This is a genomic window from Skermanella aerolata KACC 11604 (assembly GCF_000936425.1).
GTDB classification, from domain to species: Bacteria; Pseudomonadota; Alphaproteobacteria; order Azospirillales; family Azospirillaceae; genus Skermanella; species Skermanella aerolata.
In genome coordinates this window covers 14,940-32,079 of sequence record NZ_AVFK01000039.1, presented here as the reverse complement: position 1 = coordinate 32,079, position 17,140 = coordinate 14,940, and the positions used below count along the sequence as shown (strand labels likewise).

General features: G+C 61.9%; 13 protein-coding genes. 10 read left to right on the top strand and 3 right to left on the bottom strand.

The features are described from left to right. Nucleotides 1-246 precede the first annotated feature (246 nt). On the top strand, nt 247-705 hold the full coding sequence (gene ybaK / locus N826_RS30765) for a Cys-tRNA(Pro) deacylase (RefSeq protein ID WP_244619719.1): 459 nt from the start codon (nt 247-249) through the stop codon (nt 703-705). Between the two features lie 189 nt (nt 706-894). Further along, a complete protein-coding gene (locus N826_RS30760; RefSeq protein WP_044435318.1) occupies nt 895-1,077 on the top strand; it encodes a hypothetical protein in 183 nt (60 codons plus the stop codon). A gap of 24 nt (nt 1,078-1,101) precedes the next feature. Here the strand turns inward: N826_RS30760 and N826_RS46300 are convergent, their stop codons facing one another. Next, nucleotides 1,102-3,540: a bacteriohemerythrin gene (locus tag N826_RS46300; RefSeq protein ID WP_044435316.1), complete on the bottom strand. Its 2,439-nt coding sequence runs from the start codon at nt 3,538-3,540 to the stop codon at nt 1,102-1,104. A 143-nt stretch (nt 3,541-3,683) separates the two neighbouring features. Continuing rightward, nucleotides 3,684-4,400, bottom strand: a complete 717-nt coding sequence (locus N826_RS30750; RefSeq protein WP_044435314.1) for a GntR family transcriptional regulator — start codon at nt 4,398-4,400, stop codon at nt 3,684-3,686. A 143-nt stretch (nt 4,401-4,543) separates the two neighbouring features. Here N826_RS30750 and N826_RS30745 point away from each other — a divergent pair, with 143 nt between their 5' ends. The 7 genes from N826_RS30745 to N826_RS30715 all read left to right on the top strand — a co-directional run bounded on the left by N826_RS30745 (nt 4,544) and on the right by N826_RS30715 (nt 13,360). Continuing rightward, nucleotides 4,544-5,575 (top strand): TRAP transporter substrate-binding protein, encoded by a 1,032-nt coding sequence (locus N826_RS30745; RefSeq protein ID WP_044435312.1) that lies wholly within the window; start codon nt 4,544-4,546, stop codon nt 5,573-5,575. 465 nt (nt 5,576-6,040) lie between these two features. Further along, nucleotides 6,041-7,810, top strand: a complete 1,770-nt coding sequence (gcl, locus tag N826_RS30740; protein WP_044435310.1) for a glyoxylate carboligase — start codon at nt 6,041-6,043, stop codon at nt 7,808-7,810. A 32-nt stretch (nt 7,811-7,842) separates the two neighbouring features. After that, nucleotides 7,843-8,616, top strand: coding sequence for a hydroxypyruvate isomerase (gene hyi / locus N826_RS30735; protein WP_044435309.1), 774 nt, complete (start codon nt 7,843-7,845; stop codon nt 8,614-8,616). A 97-nt stretch (nt 8,617-8,713) separates the two neighbouring features. After that, nucleotides 8,714-9,685, top strand: a complete 972-nt coding sequence (gene glxR, locus N826_RS30730; protein WP_084721312.1) for a 2-hydroxy-3-oxopropionate reductase — start codon at nt 8,714-8,716, stop codon at nt 9,683-9,685. A 19-nt stretch (nt 9,686-9,704) separates the two neighbouring features. Beyond that, the gene (gene pyk, locus N826_RS30725; protein WP_052832322.1) at nt 9,705-11,183 is read left to right on the top strand and encodes a pyruvate kinase; all 1,479 of its coding nucleotides are present in this window, start codon (nt 9,705-9,707) and stop codon (nt 11,181-11,183) included. After that, nucleotides 11,183-12,889 (top strand): pyruvate, phosphate dikinase, encoded by a 1,707-nt coding sequence (locus N826_RS30720; RefSeq protein ID WP_052832320.1) that lies wholly within the window; start codon nt 11,183-11,185, stop codon nt 12,887-12,889. Before pyk ends, N826_RS30720 begins: the two co-directional genes overlap by 1 nt. Nucleotides 12,890-12,937: 48 nt before the next feature. Next, nucleotides 12,938-13,360 carry a hypothetical protein gene (locus tag N826_RS30715; RefSeq protein ID WP_044435306.1) on the top strand — a complete coding sequence of 141 codons (423 nt, stop codon included), beginning with the start codon at nt 12,938-12,940 and terminating at the stop codon, nt 13,358-13,360. Nucleotides 13,361-13,578: 218 nt separating this feature from the next. Here N826_RS30715 and N826_RS43525 read toward each other — a convergent pair whose 3' ends face one another. Beyond that, complete coding sequence (locus tag N826_RS43525; protein ID WP_147041106.1) at nt 13,579-14,331, bottom strand: hypothetical protein; 753 nt, start codon at nt 14,329-14,331, stop codon at nt 13,579-13,581. Nucleotides 14,332-15,664: 1,333 nt separating this feature from the next. Here N826_RS43525 and N826_RS30710 point away from each other — a divergent pair. Further along, nucleotides 15,665-17,071: an Nramp family divalent metal transporter gene (locus N826_RS30710; protein WP_084721311.1), complete on the top strand. Its 1,407-nt coding sequence runs from the start codon at nt 15,665-15,667 to the stop codon at nt 17,069-17,071. Nucleotides 17,072-17,140: the final 69 nt, after the last annotated feature.

Sequence of the window (17,140 nt, the reverse complement as noted above, 5' to 3'; positions counted from 1 at the left end):
TTTTCTTTGACCATCAAAGTTATCCGCGAAAAACACAGATCAAATCAATTGCAAATAGTATGTATATCCTTTGAGATTGTTTCAAATGAAATCTTCCGTTCAATCAGTGGGGGCATGAGTCCGAATAGACGAACCATACCTGCCTTGATCCCGAACCTGCTCGTAAACCGGCAGGAGTCCGGATAGAAATACCGGCGCGGAGACTTGTGTGGAGAGTGGAGCGTGTCCAAACGGACGCCGGCGACTATGGCTTTGGATAAGGCGGGGAAGCGGTTCGAACTTCTCAGTTACGAGTATGACCCCGACGCTCCGTCCATCGGGCTTCAGGCGGCGGAGGCGCTTGGGCTGGCGCCTTCGATGGTGTTCAAGACGCTGATGGTCGTGGCCGGGGACGAGCCGTGCACCGCGATCATCCCGTCCGATCAGGAACTCAGCCTGAAGGCCCTGGCGGCGGCGGCGGGAAAGAAGTCCGCCGTGATGATGCGGCCGGCGGATGCCGAGCGGATCAGCGGGTATCATATCGGCGGCATCAGCCCGCTGGGGCAGAAGAAGCGGCTGCGCTGCTTCCTGGACGCTTCGGCGATGGCACTGCCGTTCCTGGTCGTCAACGGCGGGCAGCGCGGGCTTCAGATCAAGGTGGCGCCGGCCGATCTGGTCGCGGCAAGTTCCGCCGTCGTCGCGGCGCTGGCGAGCGGGGAGCGATGACGCCGATCCGGATTGCCGGAGTTTTTTGCCAGTGTTTTCATTCAGGAACCACGCAAAGATAGTTCTGTTTTTCAAACAGAAAGCACAGGGCGCGATAAAGTAGAGGCTGGACCGTGGAAACCATCTGTTAAAGGTTCGAGGCCAAGATCACTTTAACAGGCCACAGGATTCCAGACGACGGAGCGTGATGTGCTGACCTCCAATCAAGCTGAAGTGATCCGGTTCCTTCATTCAAAGTTCTACGATGCTGAACCCGTGGGTGACGAAAAGGTCCAGATCATTACCACGGTAGTCGACCGGAACGGGTATCTGCGCCGCTATCGTCAGGTCATCGCCGCCACGCTGTCCGCCGCCGAAGCCGCCTGCTGCTGATTTCTCCGCCCTGGCCGGCCCAATTCAGCCGGCCCGCCGGGCTATCGCGTATTCCGCCACTTTCTTGTCGTAGGCCAGGATATGGGCCTTGGTCCAGTCGGCCAGGTGTTCGAACAGGGCGTTGGCGGCATCCGGCTTGCCGGCATCGACATCGGACCGCAGCCGGTCGAAGCGCTGGATGAAATCGGCATGGTCGCGGATATGGTCGGCGGTGCCCGGATAGCCCATGCGGGTCATCTGCCGTTCCTCGTCGGCGAAGTGCTCGCTCATCGAACCGACCAGCATCGCGATGGCATCGACCGCCCCGGCGGCGCCGTCGCCGTACATCATGCTTCCGAAGAAGTGGTTGAGCTGATCGATCAACTCCTTGTGGTGCCGGTCGATCTCGGGTGAGCCGACTTCCAGCGATGCTTCCCAGGCCACCAGTTGAAGGTTCTTCCGGTCGGTGCGGACCTGATCGAGGAAACGCGAAACTTCCCGTTTCAGGATGTCCGCCTGTTGCGACAGGTCGCTGGACGACGAACTGATCTGCTCGGCGGCGCTGCCGGTATCGCGGGCGGCTTGCTCGACCATGCCGATGCTGCGGGATACTTCCTGCGTTCCCATGGCGGCCTGCTCGACGTTGCGGGCGATCTCGCCGGTGGCGGCGGTCTGCTCCGATACGGCGGACGCGACGGTGGCGCCGATCTCGCCGATCTCGGCGATGACCCTGGAGATCGAGGTGATCGCCTTGACCGCATCGGCCGTGCCGTTCTGCACGGCGGCGATCTGTCCGGTGATTTCCTCGGTCGCCTTGGCCGTCTGGTTCGCGAGGTTCTTGACCTCCGACGCCACCACCGCGAAGCCCTTGCCGGCTTCGCCGGCCCGTGCCGCCTCGATGGTTGCGTTCAGCGCCAGCAGGTTGGTCTGGCTGGCGATGCCGTTGATCATCGTCACGATCTCGCCGATGCTGACGACGGCGTCCGACAGCCGCTCGATCAGTTGCGTCGTTTCCTTCGCCTCGCCGTCGGCGCGCACCGCCACGGTGCGGCTGCGCTCCACCTGATTGGCGATCTCGTTGATCGAGGCGGCCAACTCGTCGGTCGCCGTCGCGACGGTCTGGACATTGGCCGAGGCCTGTCCCGCCGCCCCCGCGACCGAGGTCGCCTGGGCGCTGGTCTCGGTCGCGGTCGCGGCCATCTGGCGCGACGAGGCCTGCAACTGAACAGCCGCCGAGGTGACCGCCTCCACGACGGTTCCGACCTGGGCCTCGAACCCGTCGGCCATCTTGCGGAGCGCCAGCTTGCGCTCCTCGTCGGCGCGGCGCTTCTGCTCCTCCTGGGCGGCCTCCAGCCGTTCCTTCTCGACCGCGTTGTTCTTGAAGACCTGGACAGCCTCCGCCATGGAGCCGATCTCGTCCCGGTAACCCAATCCGGGGATGTCGGCGGACAAGTTGCCGCCGGCAAGGTCTTCCATCGCGGCGGTCATCCGTGTCACCGGCCCGGCGACCGCACGCGACAGCAGCACCGCCAGCCCGATCCCGAGTACCAGGGCCAGAGCCGAAACGCTCAGCACCAGGACCAGCGCACCGTCCATTTCGGCGGCGGTTTCGTCCTTCAGCGTCGTCATCGCGGCGTGCTGGCTGTCGCTGGTCCTGGCCGCGAGCCGGCCGAACTCGGCGGCTGTTGCGGCCATGGAGCCCTTGACGAGATCGTGCGCCTCCGCCGTGGTCTCCACCACCTTGCGGAACGACGCGGCGTAGTCGCCCGCCAGCGTGACCGCTTCGGTGGCAAGCGCCTGGCGTCCGGGATCGGTCAGGCGCGTCCGAAGCTCGGTCACGGTCTGGGTATAGGTCTCGATCCTATTGTTGAATTCGGCAATCTCCGCCTTGTCTCGGGTCGTAATGAAATGAAGTGCCGAGATGCGCGCCAGCATCAGGGCTTCCTGGGCGATGCCCGCATGGGCAGCGGCGGCGAAATCGCCGTCGGTCATGGCCGAGCGGACGATCTCGGTCAGGTTGGTCCTGACCTTGGCGCCGATCGGGTTCATTCCGTGTTCGATCGAGTCGTGGCGTACCCGCTCCGCCGTCAGCGCCTTCTTGAAATCGGCTTGGTAGGCGCCGAGCAGGGACCGCATGACATCGAGGTTGCCGTGCCGTTCCGGGTCGCTCGTGGCCTTTGACGCCTCGTCCAGCATGACGTTGATCCGGGTGCCGAGGTCGGTTGCACGGACCGCCGCTGCCTCATCGCTCTCGTCGATCGCGACCAGGACGTCGCGGCGCATTTCGGCAACCAAATGGGCGATGCGAAGCACGCCCTGGGCGTTGTCGGAGATCGAGGCGTAGGTTTTCTGAAGCCGGACTCCCTCGTAGAGCGCCATGCCGCCGAACGAGCCGACGGCGACCAGAAGCAGGAGCACGACGGCGAAGCCGAAGCCGATCTTTGTCGGAACCTTAAATCGCGCCAGGAAAGGAATCGGCTTCATCGCAGCACCGCAATCTATGAGAAAGGTGCCTTCTTCTGGCTGACATCTTCCTGTAATCTGATTAACCGCAATTATGTAAAACTGCGGCAAATCAGCCCAGGTTGTTCACCCTTCGGAAATTTCACGTCTCCGCCGAACAAGCATCACGTCACCGGCAAAACATTCCGGCTCAGGATGAAGTCACCGGCGCTGACGATGTCCTCGGACAATGCCTTGCGGGCAGCGGGACCGTCGCGGCGTTCCAGCGCCGCCAGCAGCTCGGTATGGTGGCCGACCGCAACGCGGCGGGACAGGCGTTCCGACTTCGTCCGCAGGTCGAAGTTGAGGACCGGGCCGATTTGCAGCCACAGCCCCTCGATCATCTGGAGGGCGACCGGCATCCGCGACGCCTTGTAGACGGCGAAGTGGAATTCCTTGTTCAGGCGGATCAGGCGGCCGGCATCGGGGTCGTCCATGTCGTGTTCCGCCGTGAAGTCGGCGTGTAGCTCGCGGATCCGCGTCAGGTCCTGGGGCGTGGCGTGGGCCGCCGCCACTTCGGTGCAGTGGCCTTCCAGCATCAGGCGGATCGTCCGCAACTCCTCGAACCGGCCGCGCGTCATCACCGGCACCCGGACGGTGCGGTTGGGCATGACCTCCACCGCCTGCTCCGCCGCCAACCGCGCCACGGCGTCGCGCACCGGCATCAGGCTGGTGCCCAGTGCCGCGGCGACCGAGCGGAGCGCCAGCTTCTCGCCGGGTGAGATTTCCCCGCTGATCAGAAGCTCGCGGAGGTCGCGGTAGACCCGCCCGGAAACCGTTTCCCGGTCGATGCGCTCAAGGCTGGCAAGTCCCGAAGCGGGAGCGCCGTTGACGGGGGGCATGGGGTTCTCTCCGGTGGCTGGTCTCGAGAATCCAGCTTGACACTCCGTCAGGTCTGATGCAAGTGTGATCACAGATATCAGATCGCCGCGAGAAGTTCCGGAAGGGAAATCGCGGTGGTCGAAATAAGGGGAGAGGGAAACGCATGAAAATGATGTTCAAACGGGCTCTGGCCCCGCTGATGGCCGCTGGCCTGATGATGACCGCCGGTGTGGCCTTGGCCGCCGAAATCGGCAGCCACTCGTTCAAGATCGCGGTGGTGCAGGTCAAGGAACATCCCTTCAGCATGGGGGCACAGAAGTTCGCCGACATCGTCGCCGAGAAGAGCGGCGGTAAGATGAAGAGCAAGATCTTCCCCGGCGGCACGCTGGGAGGCGATGCCCAGGTGATCTCCTCGCTCCAGGGCGGCACGATCGACATGACGGTCGTCAGCACCGGCCTTCTCTCCACCATGATCAAGGAATACGGCGTCTTCTACCTGCCGCTGATGTTCGACGACGTGCGTGTGGCCGACGCCGTGGTCGACGGTCCGGTCGGGACCAAGCTGCTGGAAAAGCTTCCCGAGAAAGGTCTGGTCGGGCTTGGCTACTGGGAGCACGGCTACCGCGACACGACCAACAGCAAGCACCCGATCACCAAGTGGGAAGACATGCAGGGTCTCAAGATCCGCGTGATTCAGATCCCAATCTTCGTCGACATCTTCAACGGCGTCGGCGCCAACGCCGTGCCGATGCCCTTCACCGAGCTTTACACCGCTCTGGAGCAGAAGGCCGTTGACGGACAGGAAACGGCGCTGCCGACCATCGAAACGGCCAAGTTCGACGAAGTGCAGAAATACCTGACCACGACGCATCACGTCTATGACCCGCTGGTGGTCCTGTTCAGCAAGAAGACCTGGGACAAGCTGTCCGCCGACGAGCGGCAGATCCTGACCGACGCGGCCAAGGAAGCGACTCCGTACCAGCGCGAACTGAACCGCCAGCGCGAGGTCGAGATGCTGAAGGCGGTCCAGGCCAAGGGCATGGTCGTGACCGACATGAGCAAGGAAGAGCGCGCACGGATGCGCCAGCATCTCCAGCCGGTCACCGACAAGTACACCCAGGAAGTCGGCGCCGATCTGGTGAAGGAAATCTTCGCGGAGATCGACAAGGCGCGGTCGCAGCTCGCTGCGAAGTAAGACCAGGAGCCGACGAGTTTGACCGGCGCTACGGAATGTTGGGCCACGGCCCAACCTACGAAGCAGGAGCCTGTAGGTTGGGCCGTGGCCCAACAAGCGCTGTCCACAGGGATCAATGTCTTCGGCCCCTGATATAAGCTTCGACTTGTCGAGGCCGGACATGAAAAAGCCTGCGTCACAAGATCGTGACGCAGGCTTTTGTCTGTGCAGAGGCCGAATGCTCGATCAGATCACAGGCGAAGCAGGGGGCGCAATTCCTCAAGCCGCTGAGCTGGAACGCTTTGCACAATAAGAGATCTTAGGAGCGTCCGCCCGCAAATCGCCGAACCGTGCTCCGCTCGAACCGCGTCGCAGCAAAATTCCGTATCGTGAAAAAGGAATCCAAAGCTGTTGATGCTCCCCCGGATCGGTGTTTAGGTGCTGGCATACAGGATACAAAAACCGATCCTAGGGAGGGTAACAACAATGCCCAAGATGACAGCGATCGAAGCCGCGGTTCACGTTCTCGAAAAGGAAGGGGTCTCGGTCTGCTTCGGAGTCCCCGGAGCCGCGATCAACCCGTTCTACTCCGCCTTGCAGCGCAACGGCAGGATCGGCCACATCCTTGCGCGCCACGTCGAGGGCGCCTCGCACATGGCTGAAGGCTACACCCGCGCCGAAGCCGGCAATATCGGCGTCTGCGTCGGCACCTCCGGCCCGGCCGGCACCGACATGATCACCGGCCTGTACTCGGCCCAGGCCGACAGCATTCCGATCCTCTGCATCACCGGTCAGGCTCCCCGTGCCCGGCTGCACAAGGAAGACTTCCAGGCGGTCGATATTCCCAGCATCGCCAAGCCGGTGACCAAGTGGGCGACCACCGTGCTGGAGCCGGCGCAGGTCCCGTTCGTCTTTCAGCAGGCTTTCCACATCATGCGCTCGGGCCGTCCCGGCCCCGTGCTGATCGACCTGCCGTTCGACGTCCAGATGGCGGAGATCGAGTTCGACATCGACACTTACCAGCCGCTGCCGGCCTACAAGCCCGCCGCGACCCGCGCGCAGATCGAAAAAGCGTTGACGATGCTGAACGAGGCGGAGCGTCCGCTGATCGTTTCCGGCGGCGGCGTCATCAATGCCGATGCGTCGGCGCAGCTTGTCGAGTTCGCCGAGATCACCGGCGTTCCGGTCATCCCGACGCTGATGGGCTGGGGCTCCATCCCCGACGACCATCCGCTGATGGCCGGCATGGTCGGCTTGCAGACGTCGCACCGCTACGGCAACGCGACGATGCTGAAGTCGGATTTCGTGCTCGGCATCGGCAACCGCTGGGCCAACCGGCACACCGGCTCGGTCGGCGTCTATACCAAGGACCGCAAGTTCGTCCATATCGATATCGAACCGACCCAGATCGGCCGCGTCTTCATGCCGGACTTCGGCATCGTGTCGGACGCCGGCGCCGCGCTGAACCTGTTCGTCGAGGTGGCGAAGGAGTGGAAGGCCGCCGGCAAGCTGAAGGACCGTTCGGCTTGGAGCGATGAATGCGGGGTTCGGAAGCGGACCATGCACCGCCGCACCGACTTCGACAACAAGCCGATCAAGCCGCAGCGCGTCTATGAAGAGATGAACCGGGCGTTCGGCGAGGACACCTGCTACGTCAGCGTCATCGGCCTGTCGCAGATCGCGGGCGCCCAGTTCCTCCATGTCTACAAGCCGCGCCGCTGGATCAATGCCGGTCAGGCCGGTCCGCTCGGCTGGACGCTGCCGGCGGCACTGGGCATTCGGGCGGCCGACCCGAAGCGCCGCATCGTGGCGCTGTCCGGCGACTACGATTTCCAGTTCCTGATCGAGGAACTGGCGGTCGGCGCCCAGTTCAAGCTCCCCTACATCCACGTCGTCGTCAACAACTCGTATCTCGGGCTGATCCGGCAGTCGCAGCGCGGCTTCCAGATGGACTTCCAGGTCCAGCTCTCGTTCGAGAACATCAACGCGCCGGAGCTGAACGGCTATGGCGTCGACCATGTCGCGGTCGCCGAGGGCTTCGGCTGCAAGGCCATCCGCGTCACCGATCCCGGCGAGATCCAGGCCGCCTTCGCCAAGGCGGACGAGCTGATGGCGCAGTACCAGGTCCCGGTCGTCGTCGAGATCATCCTGGAGCGGGTTACCAACATCGCCATGGGCACCGAGATTGACAACGTCACGGAGTTCGAGGAAATCCTCGACCTCCCGGAGCAGCAGCCTCACCGCGTGTTGGTCTGAAACGAAGTATCGAAGAAAAGGGAGGAAGCATCATGCCGAAATTCGCGGCCAATCTGACGATGCTGTTCACCGAGTACGATTTTCTCGACCGGTTCGAGCGGGCCGCCAAGGCCGGCTTCTGGGGCGTCGAGTACCTGTTCCCCTATCCCTACAAGGTGGAGGATCTGGTCCAGCGGCTTCAGGCCAACGACCTGAAGCAGGTGCTCCACAATCTGCCGGCCGGCGACTGGGGTGCGGGCGAGCGCGGCATCGCCTGCATGCCGGACCGTGTCGGAGAGTTCCGCGACGGCGTCGGCAAGGCGATCGAGTACGCGACCGCGCTGAAGTGCCCGCTGGTCAACTGCCTTGCCGGCATCGTGCCGGCCGGGGTAGAGCAGACCAAGTTGCACGACACCTTCGTCGGCAACATCAAATACGCCGCCGACGAGCTGAAGAAGCACGATATCAAGCTGCTGATCGAGCCGATCAACACCATCGACATTCCGGGCTTCTACCTGACCCGGACCAAGCAGGCGATCGACCTGATCGACCAGACCGGCTCGGACAACATATTCGTCCAGTACGACGTCTATCACATGCAGATCATGGAAGGCGATCTCGCCCGCACGGTCGAGAAGAACCTGTCGCGGATCGCGCATATCCAGCTTGCCGACAATCCGGGCCGCAACGAGCCGGGTACGGGTGAAATCAACTACCCCTTCCTGTTCGGCCACTTCGACCGGATCGGCTACGACGGCTGGATCGGCTGCGAGTACAAGCCGAAGACCAAGACCGAAGAAGGCCTGGGCTGGTTCACCAAGGGGTGAGGAAGACGCGTCGAGTGTTGTTGGGCCACGGCCCAACCTACGGGCTCCTGCTTTGTAGGTTAGGCCGTGGCCCAACAAAACGCCCGCAACACGTCGAATACCAAGTCAATCCAGCGCGACAAACCGACATTCGTCGGGTATAAACATTTCACGGAGGGAGCGAAAAATGAAAGTAGGTTTCATCGGGCTTGGCATTATGGGTCGGCCGATGGCGGGTCATTTGATCGACGCCGGGCATGAACTGTACCTGTACGACATCCAGCCCGTCCCCGACGAACTGACCGGAAAGGGCGGCACCGCCTGCAAGTCCGGCAAGGAAGTGGCCGAGAAGGCCGACATCATCATCACGATGGTCCCCGATACTCCCCATGTCGAAGCAGCGCTGTTCGGCGAGAACGGCGTCGCCCAGGGTCTGTCCAAGGGCAAGACCGTCGTCGACATGAGCTCGATCGCTCCGATCGAGACGAAGCGCTTCGCTTCCGAAATCAACAAGCTCGGCTGCGACTACCTGGACGCGCCGGTTTCCGGCGGCGATGTCGGCGCCAAGGCGGCGTCGCTGACCATCATGGTCGGCGGACCCGAGGCGGCGTTCGAGAAGGTCAAGCCGCTGTTCGAGAAGATGGGCAAGAACATCACCCTAGTCGGCGGCAACGGCGACGGGCAGACCACCAAGGTCGCCAACCAGATCATCGTGGCGCTGACCATCGAAGCGGTCGCGGAAGCCCTGCTGTTCGCCGCCAAAGCCGGAGCGGACCCGGCCCGCGTCCGTCAGGCGCTGATGGGCGGCTTCGCGTCGTCGCGCATCCTGGAAGTGCATGGCGAGCGGATGATCAAGCGCAACTTCAATCCGGGGTTCCGGATCGAGCTGCACCAGAAGGACCTCAACCTCGCACTTGCGGGCGCCAAGTCGCTCAACCTGTCGCTGCCCAATACCGCCAGCACGCAGCAGCTCTTCAACGCCTGCGCCGCCCAGGGCGGAGCGCAATGGGACCACTCCGGCCTGCTGCGCATCCTTGAAGTCATGGGCAATTTCGAAATCGGCCAGACCGCGCCCGGCGGCGACGACTGACCCAACCGCAAGTGATGTCATGACACCCTCAGAAATCCCGGCTTCGGGGCAGAAAAAGGCGCCGATCTTCCGGCGTCACCGGCAGACCAAGATCGTCGCGACGGTCGGCCCGGCCAGTTCGTCGGCCGATATGCTCCGGCGCCTGATGCTGGCCGGGGTGGATGTCTTCCGGCTCAACTTCAGTCATGGCACGCAGGAAAACCACGGCGAGGTGCTGGCCCGCATCCGCGCGCTGGAGGTCGAGTACGACCGCCCGATCGGCGTCATCGCCGACCTCCAGGGGCCGAAGCTCCGCATCGGCTCGTTCGCCGAAGGGGCTATCGGCCTGCGGGTGGGCCGGGTGATCCGGTTCGACCTGGACCCGGCGCCGGGCAACGAGGAGCGGGTCTGCCTGCCGCATCCGGAGGTCATCTCCGCGATGAAGGTCGGCAGCACCCTGCTGCTGGACGACGGCAAGGTCCGCATCCGCGTCATCGAGCAGGGCGCCGACTTCCTGCTGGGGGAGGTCGTCGCCGGTACCCGGCTGTCGAACAACAAGGGCTTCAACGTCCCCGACGTGATGCTGCCGCTCTCGCCCCTGACGCCCAAGGATCGGCGCGACATGGAGTTCGCGCTGAACCAGGGGGTGGAGTGGATCGCCCTGTCCTTTGTCCAGCGGCCGGAAGACGTGGTCGAGGCGCGCGGCCTGATCGGCGACCGCGCCGCGATCATGCTGAAGATCGAAAAGCCGATGGCGATCCAGCACTTGGACGAGCTGATCGAGCTTTCCGACGCCCTGATGGTCGCGCGCGGCGATCTGGGCGTCGAAATGCCGGCGGAAGACGTGCCGGGCTTGCAAAAGAAGATCATCCGGAAGTCCCGCGACGCGGGCCGCCCGGTGATCGTCGCGACGCAGATGCTGGAATCAATGATCAGTTCGCCGTCGCCGACGCGGGCGGAGGTTTCCGACGTGGCGACCGCCGTCTATGACGGAGCCGACGCGGTGATGCTGTCGGCGGAGACCGCCGCCGGAAGCTATCCGCTGGAAGCGGTCGCCATCATGGACCGGATCGTCGGCCGGGTCGAAGGTGACGAGTCCTATCTCAGCATCATGGACAGCCAGCATCCGGGTCTGGGCAAGACGACGTCGGATGCCATCACCCATTCGGCGCACCAATCCGCCCGCGCCGTGGACGCCAAGGCCATCGTGACGTATACGGAGTCGGGCAGCACGACGCTGCGCGCCGCACGGGAACGTCCGCCGATGCCGATCCTCGCGATTTCGATCCACGACACCACCGCTCGGCGGCTGGCCTTGTCCTACGGCGTTCATACCGTTCACGTAACGAAGGGCATCAGCTCGTTCGGCGAGATGGTTCCGGAAGCGGTACGGATCGCCCAGGACTACGGCATCGCCGGTATCGGCGACCGGATCGCGATCACGGCCGGCGTGCCGTTCGGCCGCACCGGCTCGACCAACACGCTCCGGATCATTTACCTGGAACCGGAGCAGGACTGATGCCGTCCAAGGCCCCGGCGGAGCGTGCGGCGGAACTTACGCCCGAAATCGTCGAAGCGGCACCCTGCCGGGTATTCGGCTTCGGCGGCGGCACGGCGGATGCCCTGCCGCCGGGGATCGATCCGGTCGATCTGCTGGGCGGCAAGGGGGCTGGGCTTGCCGGGATGAGCCGGCTCGGCCTGCCGGTACCGCCGGGCTTCACCCTGTCCACGCCGGTCTGCCGGGAGTTCCGCCAGGATGGCGGGCAAGCTCCCGATTGGCTGAAGGACCAGGTATCCCACGCATTGCGGCGCGTCGGTGCGCTGACCGGCGGCCGGTTCGGCAGTGCGGCTGCCCCGCTGCTGGTCGCGGTGCGGTCGGGCGCGGCGGTATCGATGCCGGGCATGATGGACACCGTCCTCAACCTTGGCCTCAACGACGTGACGGTCATGGGACTGGCGGCCTGGAGCGGCGACAGCCGCTTCGCCTGGGAGACCTACCGGCGCTTCATCCAGATGTATGGCACGGTCGTCATGGGCATCGACCATGACTGCTTCGAACGTATCCTGGACGCGGTCAAGCAGCGGCGCCGCTGCCGGCTGGACAGCGAGTTGACGGCGGACGACTGCCGGGTGCTGGTCCGCGAGTATCAGGAGATGATCGTCCGCGAAGTCGGGCGGCCTTTCCCGCAGGATGTCCACGAGCAGCTCTGGCAGGCGATCGGCGCCGTGTTCCGGTCATGGAACAACCGGCGCGCCGTCTTTTACCGCCGCCTTCACGGCATCCCCGAACACGGCGGGACGGCGGTGACGATCCAGGCGATGGTGTTCGGCAACCGGGGCGCCGACAGCGGCACCGGCGTCGCCTTCACCCGCGACCCCTCGACCGGAGAGAACGTGCTGTTCGGCGAGTTTCTGCCCGATGCGCAGGGGGAGGATCTGGTCGCCGGCATCCGGACGCCGCTGCCGCTGAGTGCGCTGGAGCATGTCATGCCGGCGGTCCACGCTCAGCTTCGGGACGTGGCGCGGCGGCTGGAAGCGCATCTGCGCGACATGCAGGACCTGGAGTTCACCGTGCAGCAGGGCAGGCTCTACCTGCTCCAGACCCGTTCCGGGAAGCGAACGACCCAGGCGGCGGTCAGAATCGCCGTCCATCTGGCGGAAGAAGGCGTCGTCACGCCGGAAGAGGCCGTCGATATGGTCGATATGGAAGCCCTGGACCATATGCTTCAGCCGGTGCTCGACCCGGACGCTCCCCGCACCCTGCTAGCGGTCGGGCTGGCCGCCTCGCCAGGGGCGGTGACCGGCAGGCTCGCCTTCACCGTCGCTGATGCTCAGATCAGGGCGGCGCGGGGTGAAGCCGTCATCCTGTGCCGGACCGAAACCGACCCGGAGGACATCCACGGCATCCACGTCGCGCACGGCATCCTGACGGCGCGCGGCGGCATGACCAGCCACGCCGCCGTGGTGGCTCGCGGCATGGGCAAGGCCTGCGTCGTCGGCGTCGCGGAACTGATCATCGACGCCGGGGCCATGCGCGCGTTCATCGGCGGCGTGGCGGTCGGGACCAGCGATACCGTGACGCTGGACGGATCGACCGGCGAGGTGATCCTGGGCATTGTTCCGACCATCCGGCCGGCGCTGTCCGACGAACTCGCCGTCCTGATCGGCTGGGCGGACGAGTTGAAATGGCTGGGGTGCGAACCGGACGGCCGCAGGACGGCCTGAGCACCGGATCCTTGAAACGACACGAATAACATCGGAGACACGAAGCCAATGCAGAGCGTCAACATCAACCAGCGGGACACCATCGAAAGCTATTACCCGCTGGACAGCTTCGTCCACGATGCCAACCAGAACGCCCGCGGCAAGGCCATGGTGATGCACGGACTGCGCATCGTATCGGGTCCCGACGGCGACGGAACGTTCAAGGTCACCAAGGCGCAGCACAATGTCGCCGAGGACGATGACAACCACGACTCGCTGTTTCTGTACTCGGTGCGTGACGACGACAACAACTGGTTCGACAAGGGCGAAGCGGACGCATCGAAGGCGGTCCATGCCAAGGAGCATCCGGTGGACGTGTCGGAGCTATACCGGGGCTTCATCGACCGCGTGATCGAAACGGCGCGTACTGCGGATTTCCCGAAAGACATCGGACGCGGCGAGCCGAGGCTGAAGGGGTTTCACGGCGGCTGAGGCGGGGACCTCATGTAGTACATAGGTTGGCGATAGCGAAGCGGCAATCAGCAGGCAAGATTGTCTATGTTGGCTGTCGCTTTGACTTCACTATCAGCCCTGCGGTTCTCTGACCTTGGTTGTCAGAGAACCGCACTTATTTTCCCTGATCAATATTGTTTTGAGCGGCGCGGGAGATTTGGAAATAGCCGACTCATGGGCCGGGTTACCAGAAGCTGTCAGTCCTTGCCAGCGTTAGCTTGGTTCAGCAGTATCATCATGCAAAGCAAGGCCAGCGGTTCCATATCCGTCAAAGCACACAGAAGTGCTTTGTCAAGTCCCTTATCACGTAATGCGGCGAGCGTGCTTTCCGCAGTCAACAACAACTCCATCGACGAAGACGCTTCAGCACTGGAACCACCGATCGGTTTTCCAGATCCAGAGGGTTCTAGAAACTCTCTCCTAAGGGAGGCAACCTCCCGTGCCCAGGATTGTCCACGAGAACCATCAGCAGCATAGATATCGAGATTAACTTCCGCTGGAAGATGAAGCGTCCTCCGAACGACGGCATACTTGGCATGTTCGGACGACCTAACCTTATGCCAGATACCCGCTAAGCTCTCGGCCATCATTGCCAATGCAAAAGGATGGATGTTGGATGTTAATCGTGCATTTTCCCAAGACTTCAACTTTGAATTGGTACGCCGAAAGGCTCCCAAAGCGACGAGCGCTTCAAAAGCTGCTGGCAGGCCTAATACCAGAAGTAGGGCGGGTTGAGTATCAAGCTTACGGTATTCGAGCTTGAAGGATATCTCATGCAGATGGCGGCTTAGCAAACTTTCCCACTGGTTGACAAGAGCTTCTGTTTCCCGGATTAACAGACGAAAAACCCGACTGTTTTCGGCTCCAGAACCGCCTTCGGCACAGGTTTTTTCATATGCCCTCATGGCATGACGATGAACAGCGTCTTTAAGCGGGATCTTTTCGTGCATGGCCATGCATCAGTAAGCAGAAGCGCTCAAGCACACTTCGAATTTAAAATATCGCATGTGAAATTCAATCAACGCGAATGCGTAATAAGCAGCAGCTTGGGCGATAAAAGTCGCCCAAGTTGCTGAAGATCATCAGGAATGAGAACGCAAGTAAGCCGATGTTTCAGCGTGCGCCAACTTGCGAATTGTCCCCGAACAAAGTTCTCAGCAGATCCTTGGCGATCCATCTGAGGTCTGCTCCAGTAATCTCGCCAGAAGCTTCCGGCGACTTACCTGCGGAAAGGCCGTGAACCTGCGCACGCCGAGGTCGCTCGACTCCAAGCACGCCTTCCGTGCTCTCCGTATCACGAACTTCAGCTTCCAATACCGCTGGGCACATGGCGCCGTTCTCCACGATGACCTTCTCGGGCAAACCGTCCCTTGACTCGATGTCAGGAGTGGCACGAGGTCCGCGCGAACTTGATCCGAGGCTTGTCGCCACGTCATGATCGAAGCTGGACGGTCCCGAACCTAGGTCGTTCCTCGGGGTCATAGCCAAAAAAACCTTCTCGTTGGAAGCTACCCCTTTCGGAATATCCTTGCAATAAGTTTGGATAGGAGAATGGGATATGCGTCGCATTTTAAATGTTATATCCAGGAAGGCACGTATGACGTGCAGACATTGGAAACCAGATTAACTCTCATCCAGGATTTCGAGATGTCAACAATGCTACCAATCCGTCGCTGACGGCAACATTCTGTTGATCGTATGAACATGGTGATATGCACCCGCCTGAGATTGCCGAAGAATTGCAAGGCTATTTCGTTAAACTACCAAAAATTGTTTCAAGCTTATTCCTGCATGATAAGGAATTTACCTTTTTCTTGGTATTGCGCGCTGGTCCAACACAGGTTTGCTAGATTATGGTCAATGAAAATCGAGATCGCTTTTCAAATAGCTGCTGAATTGGATCGGTAGCAAGAGGTCACGGATGAAATAAATCTCTCTCCACTGAAAACAATAAGCAACATAAAGATCAATCTGTATGAACATGACGCATGAGTAGGTCTGTAACAGCACATCTCTTCAAGGATATATAAAAGCAGTTACGTGACTGATGAAGAAAGAGTCTTCATCAGTTTTATGCCAATACGGAGCAAATCCGTAAGCACATAGCAGGCTTATCCCTACGTCCTTGCCTTTCATCCACCCAGCGACACCATTTTTCATATTGCAGAAAACCGCAAAACGATTGTCTTCAAATTAGTTCGGTATATTGCATTCCATATGCCAAGGGGCAACTCCGGAGGTCCAAGAGCGAAAAGCCGACAAAACAGATCCTAGGGAGGAACGATGGCCACCAGTCCATTGCCGGAAATCCCCGAGACCAACCTCAGGCAGGCTCCACGGCAAGCCGAGGACGATCACAAGACGATCAGATTGGAGGCGCCTGGCACAGGCGTGCGCGATACCTGGCGCGCCATGGGGCCGGGAATCGCCGCTGCGATGACGGGGATCGGCGCCAGCCACATCATGCATGCGCCGACAGCGGGAGCGCAGTACGGGTATGCGTTGCTTTGGATCATACCCTTCGCCTATTTCTTCAAGTACTGCGCGTTCGAGTTCGCGCACCGGTACACGATGGTGCGCGGCGAAAGCATCATGGAGGGCTATGAGAGGATCGGTAAGGGCCGAGGCAACTGGCCTCTGTGGTACCTTCTGTTCCAATCGCTCGCCAATACCTTCGGCATCGCCGGGCGGACGCTTGGCTGCGCGGCACTGCTATGGGCCGCTTTCCCGATCGTCCCGCTCGAAGTCCTGGCGGTGGGCATCCTGGTCGTGACCATCGCGATCATATGGCTGGGGCGTTATGCCGCCGTCGAGATGTTCGTGAAGATAGCCATCGTCGTCTTCGCCGTCGCCGCCCTGACGGCATTCCTGCTTCAAATGCCTCCCCCGGGCGAGTACCTGTCCAATCTGGCCCCGGTCGCGGCCCCAGCCGGCGCCGCCATGCTGTTCGGCGCCATGTGGGGATACTTCCCGACGACGGTCGAAGTCGCCCCGATGCAGTCGAACTGGGCGGTCGACAAGCGTACCGGCATGGTGGAAGTCAAGCGGCTGAAGGCACAGGGCTACGACGTCATAGTCGCGCCCAACTACATGAAAAACTACATGACTCTATTCCGCCGCGACATGAACATCAGCTACATCATTTCGATGATCACCGGCATGACGTTCCTGATCATCGGCGCAGTGGTGCTCAACCCGATCGGTCTGGTTCCCAAGGGAGCCGAAATGGGACTGACCATCGCCAGCATCTATACCGAAACCTTCGGCGCCTGGGTCTTCCCCGTGATCATCGCCGGCGCGACGGCCGCCCTGTTCTCGACCGTGTTCACGTATTTCGACGGACAGGCCCGCATCTTCGAGGAAAGCTGCGTCCGGCTGCGCCGGGCTTGGGACACGCCGAAAATGCGGATGTATCTCTATCGCGGCTTCCAGATCATCTGGCTGGTTTCGGGAACCGCCGTCATCTTCGGCATGCCGGAGCCCATCGTCGTCGTCCAGATCGCTTCGGTCATGGCGCTGTTTTTCTCACCGCTCTTGTTCTGGCTGACTATCCAGTCGCTCAAGAACGACTTCACCGGCTGGGAGCGTGAATACCTGCCCAACAAGGCGATGATGGCGTGGGCCTGGAGCGGGGTGACGGCCCTGGCCGCGATCAGCGCCTACGTGCTGTACCTCCAGTTCCTGGCCTGACGCTCAAGCTTCAGACACTTGCCTTCGACGTTCCGTCGAGCACCGGTCGGCTATCGCGGCCGGCCGGTG

Excerpts from the sequence above, each read along its gene's own strand:
- N826_RS30720 (WP_052832320.1), top strand. The coding sequence starts at position 11,183 with ATGCCGTCCAAGGCCCCGGCGGAGCGTGCGGCGGAACTTACGCCCGAA.
- N826_RS30745 (WP_044435312.1), top strand. The coding sequence starts at position 4,544 with ATGAAAATGATGTTCAAACGGGCTCTGGCCCCGCTGATGGCCGCTGGC.
- pyk (WP_052832322.1), top strand. The coding sequence starts at position 9,705 with ATGACACCCTCAGAAATCCCGGCTTCGGGGCAGAAAAAGGCGCCGATC.
- ybaK (WP_244619719.1), top strand. The coding sequence starts at position 247 with ATGGCTTTGGATAAGGCGGGGAAGCGGTTCGAACTTCTCAGTTACGAG.
- hyi (WP_044435309.1), top strand. The coding sequence starts at position 7,843 with ATGCCGAAATTCGCGGCCAATCTGACGATGCTGTTCACCGAGTACGAT.
- N826_RS43525 (WP_147041106.1), bottom strand. The coding sequence starts at position 14,331 with ATGCACGAAAAGATCCCGCTTAAAGACGCTGTTCATCGTCATGCCATG.
- gcl (WP_044435310.1), top strand. The coding sequence starts at position 6,041 with ATGCCCAAGATGACAGCGATCGAAGCCGCGGTTCACGTTCTCGAAAAG.
- N826_RS46300 (WP_044435316.1), bottom strand. The coding sequence starts at position 3,540 with ATGAAGCCGATTCCTTTCCTGGCGCGATTTAAGGTTCCGACAAAGATC.
- N826_RS30715 (WP_044435306.1), top strand. The coding sequence starts at position 12,938 with ATGCAGAGCGTCAACATCAACCAGCGGGACACCATCGAAAGCTATTAC.
- N826_RS30710 (WP_084721311.1), top strand. The coding sequence starts at position 15,665 with ATGGCCACCAGTCCATTGCCGGAAATCCCCGAGACCAACCTCAGGCAG.
- N826_RS30750 (WP_044435314.1), bottom strand. The coding sequence starts at position 4,400 with ATGCCCCCCGTCAACGGCGCTCCCGCTTCGGGACTTGCCAGCCTTGAG.